Origin of the sequence: Synechococcus sp. MEDNS5 (genome assembly GCF_014279875.1) — a bacterium.
Taxonomy (GTDB): Bacteria; Cyanobacteriota; Cyanobacteriia; order PCC-6307; family Cyanobiaceae; genus Synechococcus_C.
The window spans coordinates 1,821,489-1,832,724 of record NZ_CP047952.1 but is presented as its reverse complement, the minus strand read 5'-3'; the positions used below and the strand labels follow the sequence as shown (position 1 = coordinate 1,832,724).

Below are 11,236 nucleotides of genomic sequence, written 5' to 3'. Positions count from 1 at the left end.
CTGTTTTGACCTCTTCCTCCGCCAACGACATCGCGTCGTCCCAGCCCGTGCTCAATGCGGAGCAGATCATGGGTCTGTTGCCGCACCGTTACCCCTTTGCCCTGGTGGATCGGGTGTTGGAGCATGTTCCTGGTGAAAAGGCTGTGGCCATCAAGAATGTGACTCTGAATGAGCCTCAGTTTCAAGGGCATTTCCCAGCGCGACCGCTCATGCCCGGAGTGCTGATCGTGGAGGCGATGGCCCAGGTGGGCGGCTTGATCGTCACCCAGATGCCCGATCTACCGAAAGGACTGTTCGTGTTCGCCGGCATTGACGGCGTGCGTTTTCGCCGGCCAGTGGTCCCTGGTGATCAGCTGCGCATCAGTTGTGAGTTGCTCAGCCTTAAGCGCAAGCGCTTCGGCAAAGTGAAAGCGGAAGCCACGGTGGATGGCCAGCTGGTGTGTTCCGGCGAGTTGATGTTCTCGCTGGTTGATTGACGATGATGAGCGAACAGCGTTCCACTGTTGTGACTGCTGAGAACCGGCCCGCCCAGGTGCACCCCCTCGCTGTGGTTGATCCGCGCGCCGAGCTTGCGGCTGGCGTGGTGATCGGTCCCGGCGCCGTGGTGGGTCCCGATGTGCAGATTGGAGCTCACACCTGGGTTGGCCCCAATGCCGTTCTTGATGGGCGTCTGATCATCGGAGAGCACAACAAGATCTATCCAGGTGCCTGTCTGGGACAGGAACCCCAGGATCTGAAATACAAAGGTGCGCCCACGGAGGTGGTGATCGGAGATCACAACACCATCCGCGAGTGCGTCACGATCAACAGAGCCACCGATGAGGGCGAACAGACCCGAATCGGTGATCACAATCTGCTGATGGCCTACTGCCATCTCGGCCACAACTGTGAGTTGGGCAACGGCATCGTGATGTCGAACAGCATCCAGGTGGCGGGCCATGTGCTGATCGAGGATCGGGCGGTGATCGGTGGTTGTCTGGGCATCCATCAGTTCGTGCAGATCGGTGGCATGGCGATGGTGGGCGGCATGACCCGGGTAGACCGTGATGTGCCGCCTTACTGCTTGGTGGAGGGACACCCCGGTCGGGTGCGTGGTCTGAACCGGGTGGGATTGCGCCGGCGGGGCCTTGATCGCAAGGACGATGGCCAGGACCTCAAGCAACTGCAGGAGATCTGGTCGTTGCTGTACCGCTCCGATCATGTGATCGCCGATGGCCTCAAGCTGGCGCGGGAGCAGTCCCTGCTGCCTTTAGCGGATCATCTCTGTTCCTTCCTGGAAGGCTCCATCGCACCCGGGCGCCGTGGACCAATGCCGGCCCTCGGCTCTCGCTGATGGTGCGATTGCTGATTAGCACCGGTGAGGTGTCCGGTGATCTGCAGGGAAGTCTGTTGATCGAGGCCCTGCATCGGCAGGCTGCCCTCAGGGGTTTGGATCTGGAAGTGCTGGCCCTTGGCGGCAGCCGGATGCAGGCGGCTGGAGCGGAACTGCTGGCGGATACGGCGCCGATGGGGGCGATTGGCCTGTGGGAGGCCCTGCCCCTGGTGATGCCCACCTTGAAGCTGCAGGCCCGTGTGGATCAAGAGCTGCAGCAGCGCCCACCGGATGGGGTGGTATTGATTGATTACATGGGGGCGAATGTGCGCCTGGGCAACAGCCTGCGGCGTCGGTTGCCATCGATTCCGATCACTTATTACATCGCACCTCAGGAATGGGCCTGGCGTATCGGTGATGGAGGCACCACCCAGCTGCTGAAGTTCACCGATCGGATTCTGGCCATCTTCCCGGAGGAGGCTTCGTTTTATGCCAGTCGGGGGGCGGACGTGACCTGGGTTGGCCACCCCCTGCTCGACAGTGCGGCCAACCGCCCTGAGCGTGCTGCAGCCCGTGTGCGGCTGTCGCTGCCGGAGGAAGGCCGGCTGCTCTTGTTATTTCCGGCATCCAGGCCCCAGGAGTTGAAGTATCTGATGCCGGTGTTGGTGCAGGCGGCAGCCCGTCTTCAGGCCCGGGATCCCTCCCTGGATGTGATAGTTCCGGCCGGATTGGCCACCTTTGAACAGCCCCTCAAGCAGGCCCTGGCCGCTGCTGGTGTGCGGGCTTCCGTGGTGCCGGCCGCAGAGGCCGACACCTTGAAGCCCTGGTTGTTCGCGGCGGCGGATCTGGCCCTGGGCAAATCCGGCACGGTGAATGTGGAGTTGGCGCTCCATGGAGTGCCTCAGGTGGTGGGGTATCGGGTGAGCCGGGTCACGGCCTGGGTGGCACGGCACCTGCTGCGCTTTCAGGTGAAGCACATCTCTCCGGTGAATCTGCTGCTGGATGAGCGCCTGGTGCCGGAGCTGCTGCAGGATTCATTCAATGCCGACCATCTCGTGCAGTTGGCGGCGCCGCTGCTGGATGACCCTGGGGCACGGCAAGCCATGCTGAGTGGCTACAAACGGCTCACGGAAAGGCTTGGCGAACCAGGCGTGACCGATCGCGCCGCCTGCGCCATTCTCGATCAGCTTTCCTGCACCCCAACCGCCTCGTGATGCGCCTCGTTCTGCCTCTGTTCATGGTGGGAGCCATGCTTCTCGGGGCTCCCGGCTCCGTGTTCGCGGCCGTGGAGAACGCCGTGCTTGCCGGGGGATGTTTCTGGTGTCTGGAGAGTGACCTGGAGAAACTGCCCGGGGTGCTTTCGGTAGAGAGTGGCTACAGCGGCGGGACCGTGGCCAAGCCCACCTACCGGCAGGTGACCAGCGAGACCACGGGCCACCAGGAGGTGGTGGAGGTGCGGTTTGATCCGGCCAAGATCAGCTACCCCCGCCTGCTGCAGTCGTACTGGCGCAATGTGGACCCCTTCGATGGTGGCGGGCAGTTCTGCGATCGGGGCGATTCCTATCGGCCGGTGATTTTCACCAACAGCGAGGCACAGGCCCAGGCGGCCCGCGCCAGCCGCGCTGCGGCCGCTCGAGAGCTGGGGGTGCCTGAAGCCAAGCTCAAGGTGGAGATCAAGCCCCTCAAGAAGTTCTGGCCTGCAGAGGGCTATCACCAGAACTACGCCAAAAACAACTCCCTCCGCTATCGCTTCTACCGCTTCAGCTGTGGCCGTGACCGCCAGCTCGATCAGGTGTGGGGCAGCAAGGCCCGCAGCGGCGCTGCTTGGAGCACACCGGCGAAGCGTTGACAACGCTGGGCAATCTGGACTAACGAATTCTGAGGAAATTCTGTAGTCGTCGATTCGTTCTGACTCACTGACTTCTCAGTGAAGGTGCGGGTTTTACCCCATCCTCTTCCTCGATTGATCTGGTTACCATGACGCCGAGGCGCTTAGGAGGTCTGTATGTATCTGCTGACCATCAAGGACGGTCTTGTCACCCGTCACGTTGGCCCGTACCCCTCACCCAAGCAGGCTTCCGATGATCTCGATCGGGTGCTGGCCAATTGCTCTGAGCGGGCCCGCTGGCAGATTCATGCTCTCGAGCACCCACTATCCGTCGTCAAGCCTGTAGCTGTGGCCTCCTAGGGCGACGCCTGATCGGACCGCCGGCCGGGGTAGCCGCGTAGCAGGCCGGATTCGATCATCAGACCCACGCCAGCATTGATGGCAATCAGGCTGAGGGTGCCGTACCAGAACCAGGGGCCCCGATCCTGTCCGAGCATCTGCACGATGCGCCGACTCACCGCTTCCCCGAAGAGGCAAAGCCCAGCGGGAAGCAGCAGCACCCCCAGCTGGGCTCGGATGTACCAACGCAGGGGTTTGGAAGCCATGGCGTGCGGTGACGGCCCCCGAACTTAGGTGGTGGTGGTGCCGGCCTGGTTGCGGATCCAGTTCACCAGGGTGCGAACCCCGTAGCCGGTTGCCCCCGATGGGTCCAGCCCCCGGCCCTTGTCGCTCCAGACCGTGCCGGCGATATCAATGTGGGCCCAGGGAATGCCGGCATCCACAAACTCCTTGAGGAACAGGGCGGCCGTGATCGAACCACCCGGCCGGGGGCCAGTGTTTTTCATGTCCGCCAGCAGGGATTTGAGGCCTTTGCGGTACGCACTGTGCAAGGGCATGCGCCACAGTCCCTCGCCGGCGGCCTGGGCGGCCTGCTCCAGTTGGGAGGAGAGGCTGTCATCGCCGCTCCAGAGGCCAGCGATCTCCTCACCAAGCGCGATCACACAGGCACCCGTGAGCGTGGCGAGATCAACGATGGCGTCGGGTTTGAGCTTGCAGGCATAGACGAGGGCGTCGGCGAGGGTCAGCCGCCCTTCGGCATCGGTGTTGTTGATCTCGATCGTGGTGCCGTTGGAGGCGGTGACGATGTCGCCGGGGTGTACGGCGGAGCCATTGATCATGTTTTCGCAGGACGCCACCAGCATGTGCACCTCCACGCCAGCAGGACGCAGTTCTGCGATCGCCCGCATGGCGCCGAACACGGCCGCGCTGCCGCCCATGTCGAACTTCATCATGTCGATCTGAGCGGCACCCACTTTGAGGTTGTATCCGCCTGAATCGAAGGTGAGCCCTTTGCCCACCAGCACCAAACGCCTCTTCACCTCATCGTTGGGGCGGTAGGTGAGGTGGATGAATTTGGGGTCCATGTCCGACCCCTGGCATACCGAGAGGAAGGACCCCATGCCGCGCTCCTCGCAGTCGGAGCGCTCGAGGATGGTGAGCTCCAGGCCATGTTCATGGGCCAGGTGGCTGGCGGTGCGTGCCAGTTCCGCCGGGGTGACGCTGTTGGGGGGGGCGGCGACCAGCTCGCGGGCCAGTTCCACGCCGGCGCACACCGGATGAACGGCTTCCAGGCCGTGGGATAAGCCTCCGGGCAGAGGTCCCAGCAGCTCAAGCTGGTTGGGTCTGGGGCTGGGTTCGGGCTTGCTGCGGAAGCGCTCGTCGCTGTAGAGCGCCAGACGCACCGCTTCCGCGGCGGCGGCGGCATCCTCTTCGGGGGTGTCGCTGCTCCAGGGGAGCAGCAGGCCCAGGGTGCCCCCTTGCCCCAGGGCAGCCCTGGCCGCGGCGGCCGCAGCCAGGCGCAGGCGGTCGCGATCAACGCTGGAGGCCTCCCCCAGTCCCACCAGCACGAGGGCCGTGCAGTCGCTGCGCAACAGGGGCAGGCTGACGCAGTCGCCGGGCTTGCCGTTGAAGGGTTTCTGCTTCAGCCAGCCGCTGAGTTGCAGGCTGAAACGCTGCTCCATTGCAGCCACCAGGCCCTGGGGGTCGTTCTCAGGGATGCCGAGGGCCAGAACGGAACCGCTCCAGGCCTCAGGGGTGGCCGGAGAGAGGGAGATCTTCATGGGGAGCCGATGCCTGCATCGATGCTAGAAGCCACCCTCAGGCCGCATGGAAGGGTGTGGCCCAGCGCTCGCGCGTTTCCTTGTTGAAGGGCGGTTGCCAGCGTTGGATCAGGGTCTGCTCCAGCTGCCGGCGGGCCCTGGTGGCCCTGGGCACATCGCCCCAGAAACGGATGCTGGTGCTGCAGCGCAGACCACAAGCCATGCAGGCTTCCTGGTAAGCGGCCAGGTAGGCCTTGCAGTCGTGCTCCCCCTTCCAGCGGCGATCGGCGGCGATCGTTTCACCGATGTAAAGCAGCAGGGGTTGCTCGAGATCAGCGGGCCGGTCCATCACCAGATAGAGCGCTGCACCTTGATGGGGGCCTTCCGGCCAGCGCCAGAAACTGAGCGGCAGGGGTTTGAGTTGTAGGGGGTCAAAGCCTGCAAGCAGATCCCGCTCCGGCTCGAACAGGACACCCTGCAGCGCCTCCGGCGGTGTGGGCGCAAACAGCGCTGCCTGGAAGGCATGCACCCGCTGCTGCCAGCGGCGCAGCTGGGTGGCCGTGATCGCCAGCTCTACGCCGCCACCAGTCTCGCTGGCTTGGGAGGCCGCGTCGAAGAGATCGCCCTGGCGGGGTGCGTCAGCCATGCACTCAACGCCGCGGCGGCAGGCTGGGGCCGGAGGGCTTGGCTCCGAACGTCACCCGGCCGATGAGCGCTTCCACGGCATCAGGCGGCAGACAGAGTCGCTCCTGCAGGTCCGCAAGGTGCTGGAAGGGTTGGCGTCGCCGCTCGCTGATCAGGCGCTGCAGCCGCTCCTCCGGCCAACCCAGGCTGGCGGCCAGCAGGGAGGGACTGCCGGCATTGAGATCAAGGGTCGTTTGATCCGGCAGCGGGGGTGCGTCGCCATGCCAGCGGAACACCAGATGGGGGCGCCAGCGATCGCAGAGCGCAGGTGGCAACTCGAGCAGACGGGCCAGATCCTCCAGCTGGCTGAACTGCACCCCGCCTTGCTGCAGGCGCAGGAGCAAATCCACCATGGCGTCGCTGCAGCCGGGTAGTCGGCGCCAATCGTCGGCAGTGGCCCGGTTCACATCAATGCACCAGCTGGGTTCTTCTTCCTCAGTGGTGGAGGCAGCGGGTGTGCCCACCGGATCGGCAGGCAGGTCGCCGATGGCCTGCAGCACCTTGCGTGCCAGGGGATCGAGCCAGTGCCGGCGGGCCATTGCCGCGTGTCTCCTTAGCAGCCTGGCCAGGACCCTAGGTCCAGCGGGGCGGTCTGGCGGGGACCTGCACGAGCCCCTCACGGAAAGCGGTCACCACTGCCGCGGTGCGGTCCTTCGCCGACAGCTTGCGCAGCAGGCTGCTCACGTGGCTTTTCACGGTCTCGATCGACACCACCAGGTCGTTGGCGATCTCCTCATTGGTCATGCCGCGGCACAGCCCGCGCAGCACGTCTTCCTCACGCATCGTCAGGTCCTGCAGAGGCAGCGGCCGGCTGCTTCCGTTGAGCCGGCTGTGGTGGAGCACGCCGCTGATCACCGGATCGAGGTACTGCCCATCGCTGTCAATCGCGGTGAGGGCGGCGGCCACCGCTCCTGTGCCTGCGCTCTGAACGGCGCAGATGCCATGGCAGCCGGCCTCGATCGCGTCCAGGATCGTGCGGGCGATCGGCCTCTGCAGCAGGATCAGCGCCTTGAGCTCCGGTTGGAGAGCTAGGGCGCGCCGCACCAGGCTGATGCCGCTGCCGCTCTCCAGCAAGTCGGTGCAGAGCAGCAAGGTGGCTGCGTGGCTCTCAAGCTTGTTGAGGCAGTCGTCTTCCCTGGTGCAGGCGGCCACCAATGGCCCCTGGCCTTCGAACCAGATCGTCCAACTGGCGAGCAGCACAGGGTCGGCGGTGGCGATGGCGGTGCGGCTGCGCCGCAGCAGGCTGTGACCCTGGCGGGATTGCTGTTGCAGAGAGGGGATCCGGGAGCTGAGATCCATCGGTGAAAACGGTCGGGAACCAAGGCCGCTGGCGTTTTCATCGTGGCTCGAATCCAGGGGTGTGGATCCGCACTGTCAGCGACGGCGGCAATTGTTCAGACTTTCTCAAGTAAACGGATGGAGCCATGGCGTTCTTCGACTCCGAAATCGTGCAGGAGGAGGCCAAGCGGCTGTTCGGCGATTACCAGCAACTGATGCAGCTGGGTTCTGATTACGGCAAGTTCGACCGGGAGGGCAAGAAGAAATTCATCGACACGATGGAGGAGCTGATGGAGCGCTACCGCGTGTTCATGAAGCGCTTCGAGCTTTCGGAAGACTTCCAGGCCAAGCTCACGGTGGAGCAGCTGCGCACCCAGCTCGGTCAGTTCGGCATCACCCCGGAACAGATGTTCGAGCAGATGCACGGCACGCTGGAGCGAATGAAGAGTCAGCTGGAGCAGCCCCCCAGCTGAGGCGACCCGTACGATTCAGCCCGCAACCGCTCCGCCTGTTCATGGCCCCGACCCCGTCCTTGCCGGCCAGGCTGTCGCGCGGCATGGCCGATCTCTTTCCTGCGGGAGACCCCGCCGATGCGGATCAGGCCCTGGCGGCGCGCCTGGCGCAAGCGGAGACGCAGGGGCGGCCGTTGCGCGTGAAATTGGGCATCGACCCCACCGGCAGCAGCATTCACCTGGGTCATAGCATCCTGTTCCGCAAGCTGCGTGCGTTTCAGGAAGCGGGCCATACGGCGGTGCTGATCATCGGGGATTTCACCGCACGGATCGGCGATCCCACCGGCAAAAGCGACACCCGGGTGCAGCTCAGCAAGGAGCAGGTGGCCGCCAACGCCTCCACCTACCTGCGGCAGTTGGGCCAGGGCCAACCGAAGGACACAGCCCTGCTGGATTTCGAGACCCCTGGACGCCTGGAGGTGCGCTACAACTCCGAATGGCTTGAGGGCATGGACCTGCCGGCGGTGATCGGCCTGCTCGGCACTGGCACCGTGGGCCAGATGCTGGCGAAGGACGACTTCTCCAAGCGCTATGGCAGCGGCACGCCCATTGCCCTGCATGAGTTTCTCTATCCGCTGCTGCAGGGGTACGACTCGGTGGCCGTGAATGCCGATGTGGAATTGGGCGGCACTGATCAGAAGTTCAATGTGGCCATGGGCCGCGATCTGCAGCGCCATTTCGGCAAGGGAACGCAGTTCGGGTTGCTGTTGCCGATCCTGGTGGGTCTGGACGGGGTGCAGAAGATGAGCAAGAGCCTCGGCAACGTGGTGGGGCTGGAGGAGGATCCCCTCTCGATGTACTCCAAGCTCGAAAAGGTGGGCGACGGGGCGATCAACGACTACGTGACCTTGCTCACCGACCTGGATCTGGCGGCATTGCCGGAGAATCCGCGCGAGAAGCAGAAGGCGATGGCCCTGGCGGTGACCGCCAGCCGCCATGGACTGGAGGCAGCCGAGAAGGCCCAGCGCGATGCCGCCACCTTGGTGAGCGGAGCTGGTGATGCGGCGGCGGAGGTGCCCGAGGCCTCCCTGGCGCAGGTGAACTTCCCGGCCAAGGCCTTCTATCTGCTCAGCGCGGTGGGCATCTGTGCCAGCAGCAGCGAGGCGCGGCGTCAGATCAAGGGTGGTGCTGTGCGTCTGGAGGGAGAAAAGATCAGCGATCCCAACCAGGAGTTTGCGTCCGCAGCGGAGCTGGAGGGCAAGGTGCTGCAGCTGGGCAAGAAAACCTTCCGGAGGCTCACCGATTGAGCAGCGTCACGCTGGTTCCGTAGTGGCGCAAGCGCTGATCGCAACTCAGCAGCTTGAGCTGTTCCCGCTCAGCCTGAGCGATCAGCAACCGATCAAAGGGATCCTTGTGGTGCCAGGGCAGATGTTGAACGGCTAAGCAATGCTCGGCCTGGATGGCTAACTCTTCAAACCCTTCACGCTGGAGATGCTGGCGTAACGCAGCAGCGTCAAACTGAAAATCGGGCCGGTTGAGCGAGCGTTTGATCGCAACTTCCCAGAGGCTGACCACACTCACGACAAAGCGTTGTTGACGGTCTTCCAGATCTGGGATCAGCGTGGATGGGAGCTGTTCCGGTGCAAAGGCCATCCAGATCAGCAGCTGCGTGTCGAGCAGGCGCGGCGGTGCTGTTCGGCTGGTCATTAGCTGAACATGGCGTTGATGTCATCAACGAAGTCGCCTTTCACATCAGCGGTGGCGATGCCCTGGCTGCGCATGAACCCAAGCGTCCGCCTGCGCGGTGAGGTGTCAACGGGCACGAGCTTCACCAACGGTTTGCCGGCCCGAGCGATCACCACCTCATCCCCATCCAGGGCCTGCTCCACATAGCGGGAGAGGTTGGTCTTGGCGTCGTGGAGATTCACTTGCATCTATTTAGCTTAGCCGGAAATCCGGCTAAGTCTTTCCAGTGCCGGCGCGATGGGATGGACTCCGGATCCATTGCTTGCCTTGGTTCTGTCGCTGGCCGCTGATCTGCCTGATCTCAATGTGTGGCTCGCGCCGCCAGCATCAGCGTTCCCTTGCGTCGAGGATCCGCGAGAGCCACGGGGCGTCAAAGGCTGCGCAGCACCTCCAGATCTTCGGGTTCGAGGGCAGTGGGGATGCCCTGGCGCAGGATTTCCGAGAAGCCCTCATCGCGGTTGAGCACGGTGAGCAGGTAAAGGCGGTCGGGGCCGGGATTCTCGAAATCGTGAATGGCCTCCGCTGGAACCACCACAAAGTCGCCGGTGTTCGCCGTGATCGAGCGTTCCTCGATGTGGAAGATCACCGTGCCCCGCAGCACGAAATAAAACTCCGCAGAGTGATGGTGGGTGTGCAACGGCACCCGGTCGCAGGGGTCATGGATTTCCAGAAACAGGCTGATCCCTTCCTGGGAACCGCGGTCGTCATCCCCATCGGCTGGTGAGCTGAGCAGGGCCAGTCGGCAGTGGTCCTGATCGCTGAAGCGGTAGCCCTGGAGGTTTTCGGGGTGAATGATGCGCGGAAGCATGGCTCGGGTCGCTGTGGCCTCAGGATGGAGACTGCTGCTGCGGCTGTCTTGGCTTCGTTGCGTTCCGCCCTTCCGGCTGATCGGATCATCGTGGCCCTCGACGGCATGGCGCCTGATCAGGCTTTGGCCTTCAGCGCTCAAGTGGAAGGGCTGCGTTGGGTGAAGGTGGGGCTGGAGTTGTTCTTGCAGGCTGGGCCGGAGGTGGTGGCTCAGTTGCGTGAGCAGGGCCTGCGGGTGTTTCTCGATCTCAAATTTCACGACATCCCGGTCACGATGGCGGGCGCTTGCCGGCGGGCGGCGGCGCTGGGTGCGGAGCTGATCACCGTGCATGCCTGCGCCGGCAACGAAGCGTTGCAGGCGGCTCAGACCGCGGCGGTGGAAGGAGCGCAAAGCAGCGGGCAGCGGGTTCCCACTTTGTTGGCAGTCACGGTGCTCACCAGTTGGGAGGAGCAACGACTGCAACGGGAACTCGCCATTGCCCAGGCCATCGCCGAACGGGTGCCGGCATTGGCGCAGCTCTCGGCGACTGCCGGCATCGGCGGCTGTGTGTGCTCACCTCTAGAGGCCGCGGCGTTACGGGCCCAGCACCCCGAGCCGTTTGCGTTGGTGACGCCCGGGATCCGTCCCAAGGGGGCAGCGGTGGGTGATCAGGCCCGTGTAATGGGGCCTGCTGAGGCGATTTCAGCAGGTGCAAGCCAGTTGGTGATCGGCCGGCCGATTACCAAGGCGGAGGATCCGAGTGATGCGTTTGCCGCTTGCTGCGCTGAACTCAGAACCGGAAGTTGAGACCGCACTGCACCTGCCAGGAGGTGCCGCGATCACCACCCCAGAGCACCACCCCGGTGCGGGCGTAGACGCCCATGGAGGTGTCGGTGAAGTTGTAGGTGGTGCAGTCGAGGCCGAGTTCCACCAGGGCACCGTTGTCGGCATCGCTGTTGATGCTGTTGCGATTGGTGGATCCGGCTTCCAGGAAGGTCACCGCAGTGATCCTCCTGGAGCGACCCTTGCCTTGGTTAGTCGACTGAGCTG

17 protein-coding genes are annotated in these 11,236 nt (G+C 64.1%); 8 read left to right on the top strand and 9 right to left on the bottom strand.

Going from position 1 to position 11,236, the window contains the following annotated elements:
• Window positions 1-5: 5 nt before the first annotated feature.
• The 5 genes from fabZ to SynMEDNS5_RS09955 all read left to right on the top strand — a co-directional run bounded on the left by fabZ (window position 6) and on the right by SynMEDNS5_RS09955 (window position 3,500).
• Entirely contained in the window at window positions 6-476 is a 471-nt protein-coding gene (fabZ, locus tag SynMEDNS5_RS09975; RefSeq protein ID WP_255440126.1) for a 3-hydroxyacyl-ACP dehydratase FabZ, read from the top strand.
• 2 nt (window positions 477-478) lie between these two features.
• On the top strand, window positions 479-1,333 hold the full coding sequence (gene lpxA / locus SynMEDNS5_RS09970; RefSeq protein ID WP_370593526.1) for an acyl-ACP--UDP-N-acetylglucosamine O-acyltransferase: 855 nt from the start codon (window positions 479-481) through the stop codon (window positions 1,331-1,333).
• On the top strand, window positions 1,333-2,526 hold the full coding sequence (gene lpxB, locus SynMEDNS5_RS09965; RefSeq protein WP_186583243.1) for a lipid-A-disaccharide synthase: 1,194 nt from the start codon (window positions 1,333-1,335) through the stop codon (window positions 2,524-2,526). Before lpxA ends, lpxB begins: the two co-directional genes overlap by 1 nt.
• Entirely contained in the window at window positions 2,526-3,161 is a 636-nt protein-coding gene (gene msrA, locus SynMEDNS5_RS09960; protein WP_186583242.1) for a peptide-methionine (S)-S-oxide reductase MsrA, read from the top strand. The genes lpxB and msrA overlap by 1 nt, the downstream gene beginning before the upstream one ends.
• 156 nt (window positions 3,162-3,317) lie before the next feature.
• Window positions 3,318-3,500, top strand: coding sequence for a hypothetical protein (locus tag SynMEDNS5_RS09955; RefSeq protein ID WP_186583241.1), 183 nt, complete (start codon window positions 3,318-3,320; stop codon window positions 3,498-3,500).
• Here the strand turns inward: SynMEDNS5_RS09955 and SynMEDNS5_RS09950 are convergent.
• From SynMEDNS5_RS09950 to SynMEDNS5_RS09930, 5 genes are read right to left on the bottom strand one after another with little or no spacing between them, the layout of a single operon-like run.
• On the bottom strand, window positions 3,497-3,745 hold the full coding sequence (locus SynMEDNS5_RS09950) for a hypothetical protein (RefSeq protein ID WP_186583240.1): 249 nt from the start codon (window positions 3,743-3,745) through the stop codon (window positions 3,497-3,499). The genes SynMEDNS5_RS09955 and SynMEDNS5_RS09950 overlap by 4 nt on opposite strands.
• Before the next feature lie 24 nt (window positions 3,746-3,769).
• Window positions 3,770-5,260 (bottom strand): leucyl aminopeptidase, encoded by a 1,491-nt coding sequence (locus SynMEDNS5_RS09945; protein WP_186583239.1) that lies wholly within the window; start codon window positions 5,258-5,260, stop codon window positions 3,770-3,772.
• A gap of 37 nt (window positions 5,261-5,297) precedes the next feature.
• Window positions 5,298-5,885 (bottom strand): GIY-YIG nuclease family protein, encoded by a 588-nt coding sequence (locus tag SynMEDNS5_RS09940; RefSeq protein WP_186583238.1) that lies wholly within the window; start codon window positions 5,883-5,885, stop codon window positions 5,298-5,300.
• 4 nt (window positions 5,886-5,889) lie between these two features.
• On the bottom strand, window positions 5,890-6,462 hold the full coding sequence (locus tag SynMEDNS5_RS09935; RefSeq protein WP_186583237.1) for a type II secretion system protein GspK: 573 nt from the start codon (window positions 6,460-6,462) through the stop codon (window positions 5,890-5,892).
• Between the two features lie 34 nt (window positions 6,463-6,496).
• On the bottom strand, window positions 6,497-7,222 hold the full coding sequence (locus SynMEDNS5_RS09930; RefSeq protein WP_186583236.1) for a response regulator transcription factor: 726 nt from the start codon (window positions 7,220-7,222) through the stop codon (window positions 6,497-6,499).
• 125 nt (window positions 7,223-7,347) lie between these two features.
• Between SynMEDNS5_RS09930 and SynMEDNS5_RS09925 the strand changes: the two genes are divergently transcribed.
• Complete coding sequence (locus SynMEDNS5_RS09925) at window positions 7,348-7,674, top strand: DUF1825 family protein (RefSeq protein WP_011933843.1); 327 nt, start codon at window positions 7,348-7,350, stop codon at window positions 7,672-7,674.
• A gap of 41 nt (window positions 7,675-7,715) precedes the next feature.
• Window positions 7,716-8,960, top strand: a complete 1,245-nt coding sequence (tyrS, locus tag SynMEDNS5_RS09920; protein ID WP_186583235.1) for a tyrosine--tRNA ligase — start codon at window positions 7,716-7,718, stop codon at window positions 8,958-8,960.
• Here tyrS and SynMEDNS5_RS09915 read toward each other — a convergent pair.
• From SynMEDNS5_RS09915 to SynMEDNS5_RS09905, 3 genes are all read right to left on the bottom strand, one after another.
• Window positions 8,950-9,360, bottom strand: a complete 411-nt coding sequence (locus SynMEDNS5_RS09915; RefSeq protein WP_186583234.1) for a type II toxin-antitoxin system VapC family toxin — start codon at window positions 9,358-9,360, stop codon at window positions 8,950-8,952. The two genes, tyrS and SynMEDNS5_RS09915, sit on opposite strands and share 11 nt — an antisense overlap.
• Window positions 9,360-9,587: a type II toxin-antitoxin system Phd/YefM family antitoxin gene (locus SynMEDNS5_RS09910; RefSeq protein ID WP_186583233.1), complete on the bottom strand. Its 228-nt coding sequence runs from the start codon at window positions 9,585-9,587 to the stop codon at window positions 9,360-9,362. The genes SynMEDNS5_RS09915 and SynMEDNS5_RS09910 overlap by 1 nt, the downstream gene beginning before the upstream one ends.
• Before the next feature lie 182 nt (window positions 9,588-9,769).
• Window positions 9,770-10,207, bottom strand: coding sequence for a cupin domain-containing protein (locus SynMEDNS5_RS09905; RefSeq protein WP_186583232.1), 438 nt, complete (start codon window positions 10,205-10,207; stop codon window positions 9,770-9,772).
• 24 nt (window positions 10,208-10,231) lie between these two features.
• Between SynMEDNS5_RS09905 and pyrF the strand changes: the two genes are divergently transcribed.
• Complete coding sequence (gene pyrF / locus SynMEDNS5_RS09900) at window positions 10,232-10,993, top strand: orotidine-5'-phosphate decarboxylase (RefSeq protein WP_370593525.1); 762 nt, start codon at window positions 10,232-10,234, stop codon at window positions 10,991-10,993.
• Here the strand turns inward: pyrF and SynMEDNS5_RS09895 are convergent.
• On the bottom strand, window positions 10,977-11,186 hold the full coding sequence (locus SynMEDNS5_RS09895) for a hypothetical protein (protein WP_186583231.1): 210 nt from the start codon (window positions 11,184-11,186) through the stop codon (window positions 10,977-10,979). The genes pyrF and SynMEDNS5_RS09895 overlap by 17 nt on opposite strands.
• Window positions 11,187-11,236: the final 50 nt, after the last annotated feature.

What these genes read in the sequence shown, in the direction of transcription:
- lpxA (WP_370593526.1), top strand. Translation starts at nt 479, where the DNA reads ATGATGAGCGAACAGCGTTCCACTGTTGTGACTGCTGAGAACCGGCCC.
- lpxB (WP_186583243.1), top strand. Translation starts at nt 1,333, where the DNA reads ATGGTGCGATTGCTGATTAGCACCGGTGAGGTGTCCGGTGATCTGCAG.
- msrA (WP_186583242.1), top strand. Translation starts at nt 2,526, where the DNA reads ATGCGCCTCGTTCTGCCTCTGTTCATGGTGGGAGCCATGCTTCTCGGG.
- SynMEDNS5_RS09955 (WP_186583241.1), top strand. Translation starts at nt 3,318, where the DNA reads ATGTATCTGCTGACCATCAAGGACGGTCTTGTCACCCGTCACGTTGGC.
- SynMEDNS5_RS09950 (WP_186583240.1), bottom strand. Translation starts at nt 3,745, where the DNA reads ATGGCTTCCAAACCCCTGCGTTGGTACATCCGAGCCCAGCTGGGGGTG.
- SynMEDNS5_RS09945 (WP_186583239.1), bottom strand. Translation starts at nt 5,260, where the DNA reads ATGAAGATCTCCCTCTCTCCGGCCACCCCTGAGGCCTGGAGCGGTTCC.
- SynMEDNS5_RS09940 (WP_186583238.1), bottom strand. Translation starts at nt 5,885, where the DNA reads ATGGCTGACGCACCCCGCCAGGGCGATCTCTTCGACGCGGCCTCCCAA.
- SynMEDNS5_RS09935 (WP_186583237.1), bottom strand. Translation starts at nt 6,462, where the DNA reads ATGGCCCGCCGGCACTGGCTCGATCCCCTGGCACGCAAGGTGCTGCAG.
- SynMEDNS5_RS09930 (WP_186583236.1), bottom strand. Translation starts at nt 7,222, where the DNA reads ATGGATCTCAGCTCCCGGATCCCCTCTCTGCAACAGCAATCCCGCCAG.
- SynMEDNS5_RS09925 (WP_011933843.1), top strand. Translation starts at nt 7,348, where the DNA reads ATGGCGTTCTTCGACTCCGAAATCGTGCAGGAGGAGGCCAAGCGGCTG.
- tyrS (WP_186583235.1), top strand. Translation starts at nt 7,716, where the DNA reads ATGGCCCCGACCCCGTCCTTGCCGGCCAGGCTGTCGCGCGGCATGGCC.
- SynMEDNS5_RS09915 (WP_186583234.1), bottom strand. Translation starts at nt 9,360, where the DNA reads ATGACCAGCCGAACAGCACCGCCGCGCCTGCTCGACACGCAGCTGCTG.
- SynMEDNS5_RS09910 (WP_186583233.1), bottom strand. Translation starts at nt 9,587, where the DNA reads ATGCAAGTGAATCTCCACGACGCCAAGACCAACCTCTCCCGCTATGTG.
- SynMEDNS5_RS09905 (WP_186583232.1), bottom strand. Translation starts at nt 10,207, where the DNA reads ATGCTTCCGCGCATCATTCACCCCGAAAACCTCCAGGGCTACCGCTTC.
- pyrF (WP_370593525.1), top strand. Translation starts at nt 10,232, where the DNA reads ATGGAGACTGCTGCTGCGGCTGTCTTGGCTTCGTTGCGTTCCGCCCTT.